Source organism: Mesorhizobium sp. M7A.F.Ca.CA.002.04.1.1 (assembly GCF_004022805.1).
In the GTDB taxonomy this organism is placed as follows: Bacteria; Pseudomonadota; Alphaproteobacteria; order Rhizobiales; family Rhizobiaceae; genus Mesorhizobium; species Mesorhizobium ciceri.
Genome location: NZ_RZPL01000880.1, coordinates 1 through 2,093 on the forward strand (window position 1 = coordinate 1; position 2,093 = coordinate 2,093).

Annotated in this window: 2 protein-coding genes; both read right to left on the reverse strand. The window is 62.0% G+C overall.

Annotation, left to right across the window (positions count from 1 at the left end; all coding sequences use genetic code 11):
• Nucleotides 1-531, reverse strand: a 531-nt coding sequence (locus ENZ75_RS29855) for a hypothetical protein (protein WP_164888116.1), incomplete at its 3' end; no start/stop codon positions are given.
• A gap of 3 nt (nucleotides 532-534) precedes the next feature.
• On the reverse strand, nucleotides 535-1,944 hold the full coding sequence (gene trmFO, locus ENZ75_RS29860) for a methylenetetrahydrofolate--tRNA-(uracil(54)-C(5))-methyltransferase (FADH(2)-oxidizing) TrmFO (RefSeq protein WP_063168111.1): 1,410 nt from the start codon (nucleotides 1,942-1,944) through the stop codon (nucleotides 535-537).
• Between the last annotated feature and the right edge of the window lie 149 nt (nucleotides 1,945-2,093).

The following is a 2,093-nucleotide window of genomic DNA, read 5'->3' on the forward strand; positions in this document are numbered from 1 at the left end:
ATCCGGCATGGTGGCGCTAATGCGCCGAGTTGTGCCGAAATGCCGGCCGAATTCATGGCCCCCCAAATCTGTAAAATTGGCTTCGAACTCAACCAGCGCGTCGACAATAGCCGGCGCCTCCGAGCTGGGAGCCTCCTGCGTGAATCGTGCACTGAGGTAGGCGCCATGAGGATGTGAGGGATCCAGACGGGCTTGGATCGCCCAGAAGGATGACAGCGAATAGATCGCTTTCATGAAATCCAGAATTAGCCGGTCATTGTAGGGACCTTCGACAGGCTGAACGGCAATGATTCTCTTCAAGCTTCGATCACGGTTCTCATTGTAATTTTCATTTTCGTACAGCCAACCTTGGCCCCCGTGAGGCTGACCTATTAGCGCCTCGATAGCGGGTATATGAACTTCGCGCAGCTTCCGCAGGTTGGTGCATCTGACATAGATGCTCCAGCAAATTTCGTAGTCGCCGGCGAAAGGTTCGCCACTCGGCGGCAGGTCCGACGGCAGAAGCTGGTGCAGCTCGGAGTGCTTGGCCACGGACTACTCGGCGGCTTGCGCTTGTGCCGGCAGCCCTAGCCATTCTCGGCAATCAGCCTGCGCACGCGATGTGATGGCGTGCCGCTTGGCAACGGTCTTGTCCTTGCCGCGCATGCGTTTGCCCTCGGCCTTCGGAGCTTCGACAGGTGGGAACAGGCCGAAATTGACGTTCATCGGCTGGAATGAGCGCTTTCCCGGCTCGTCATCGGAGACAATATGACCGCCGGTGATGTGGTTGAGCAGAGCGCCGAAGGCCGTGGTCAGCGGCGGCAGGGACGGAGCAAGGCCGAGCCGCTCCGCTGCGGCGAAGCGGCCGGCGAGCAGGCCGATGGCCGCACTTTCGACATAGCCTTCGCAGCCGGTGATCTGGCCGGCGAAACGCAGGCCGGGCCGCGACTTCAGTTGCAGCGAAGCGTCGAGCAAGGTCGGCGAGTTGATGTAGGTGTTGCGGTGCAGGCCGCCGAGACGGGCGAAATCAGCGTTTTCGAGACCCGGTATGGTGCGGAAGATGCGCACCTGCTCGGCATGCTTCAACTTGGTCTGGAAACCGACCATGTTGTAGAGCGTGCCCAGCGCATTGTCCTGCCGCAACTGGACGACGGCATAGGCCTTTACCGTCGGATTGTGGGCATTGGTCAGCCCCATCGGCTTCATAGGCCCGTAGCGTAGCGTCTCGACACCGCGCTCGGCCATGACTTCGATCGGCAGGCAGCCGTCGAAATAGGGCGTGCCTTCCCATTGCTTGAATTCGGTTTTCTGGCCGTCGACCAGCGCTTGCACGAAGGCAAGGTACTGGTCCTTGTCCATCGGACAATTGATGTAGTCCTTGCCGGTGCCGCCTGGCCCGACCTTGTCGTAGCGCGACTGGAACCAGCAGGTATTCATGTCGATCGTGTCGAAATGGATGATCGGCGCAATGGCGTCGAAGAAGGCGAGCGCATCGGCGCCGGTCGCTTCCGCGATCGACTGGGCAAGCCCGGGGGCGGTCAACGGACCCGTGGCAACGATCGCCTGGTCCCAATCCGTCGGCGGCAGACCTGGCACTTCCTCGCGCCGGATGGTGATCAGCGGGTGTGCTTCGAGTTTTTTCGTCACGGCATCGGCGAATCCGTCGCGATCGACGGCCAGCGCGCCGCCGGCCGGAACCTGGTTGGCGTCGCCGGCGCTCATGATCAACGAGCCGGCCAGCCGCATTTCGGCGTGCAACAGGCCGACCGCGTTGTTGTCGGCGTCGTCGGAGCGGAAGGAATTGGAACAGACGAGCTCGGCCAGGCTATCGGTCTTGTGCGCATCGGTGCCACGAACGGGCCGCATTTCATGCAGGATGACGGGCACGCCGGCTTGCGCTGCCTGCCAGGCGGCTTCGGAACCGGCGAGGCCGCCGCCGATGATGTGGATTGGGTTTTTGCTCATGAGCGCCGGAATAATCGCTTGGTGCGGCGATTGCAATTGCCGTGCGCGGTGCGGGGCAAACAGCTGCTGATGGGAGCGCCTCGTGAAAACAACAACACCCGCCGGGGGAGGAGGTCCGGCGGGGGTCGTTTTTCGGGTCGACCTTCGGG